Here is a 1,066-nt window from a genome sequence, read left to right as displayed (position 1 = left end):
CGGACCGTACGCCCGAACCCGACCAGCCGGACGGCCCCCGCGAACGCCCGCCGAGCGAGCCAGAACCCGCGCCGCAACCCAGCGACCCGGAGGGCCCCGACACCCCGACGGAGGTGCCCACGCCACAGGCACCGCCCGAAGCGCCGCAACCGCAGACACCCACAGAGGTGCCGCAGATGCCCAACACGGGCATGGCGCCCCCCAGCGCGGATGAACAGGCGCGCCTGCTCGCAGGGTTTCGCACCGTGACCACGGCGGTTGGCCGCGCGTCGCTGTCGCAGCAGAAAAACGCCGCGGCAGAGGATAGCAACGTCGCGCCAGCCACCCATGCACCGGTTTCAAAGCGGCTTGACGCGCCCATCGGCCCCGAAGCCGCCTTTGCCTCCTTGCGCGGCCCCGCCCGCCCTGTGGAGGACGAGGAGCCGGAGACCTCGGAAGACAGGGATGACGCCGAAACGTCTGCCTTTGTGCTGCCCTCGCTCGGCGGTGCTTCGCGCCGGGCAGACACCAGCGGGGGCGCCTCGCCCTCCCTCACCGCGTCGCGCGATGAAAAAAGCGCGCAACCCTTCGCCAGCCGGCGCGGCAAGGCAGGCGGGGATAGCCCGGCACGGGTAGAGCCGAACCTGACCGCAGGCGCCGCGGCCCAAGGAACGCCCGCCCCCTCCGCGGCCAAAGCCGCCCTGTCACATGCCACCGCGCCCCAGCCCGACGACGCCGGCAAACCCGATGCCGTCGCCGCGTTCGCCGCGCGCCATGGTGCCGGAAATGCCAAGCCGAAGGCAGAAGCCGAGAAATCCGAAAAACCCCGCACCGCTCTGACCGAAGCCGAAAGGATGACCGTCTTCGGTGCCCGTCAGACCGAAGTGGGGGGCAAACCCCGTTTCCTCGGGCTGATGCTGACCACGGGTCTGCTGGTATTTCTGGCCGGGGTCGCCGCTTGGGCATCGGTGTTCTTCGACGACGGGCTCGACCTGTCGCGGCTCTTCGGCGACCGGGAGCCGCGCATCGTCGAGCCGGGGCCGATCTCCACAACCGACGGGCAAATCCTGCCCGCGCGCCCGCGTGT

The 1,066-nt window shown here is 71.1% G+C and carries 1 pseudogene; it reads left to right on the top strand.

Going from position 1 to position 1,066, the window contains the following annotated elements:
- Window positions 1-1,066, top strand: a pseudogene (locus tag A3764_RS18820) (hypothetical protein); the annotation flags it as partial.

The organism is Sulfitobacter sp. HI0129 (genome assembly GCF_001635395.1).
Lineage (GTDB): Bacteria > Pseudomonadota > Alphaproteobacteria > Rhodobacterales > Rhodobacteraceae > Sulfitobacter.
The sequence above is the reverse complement of the archived record's forward strand: the minus strand, read 5'-3'. Positions and strand labels throughout refer to the sequence as shown.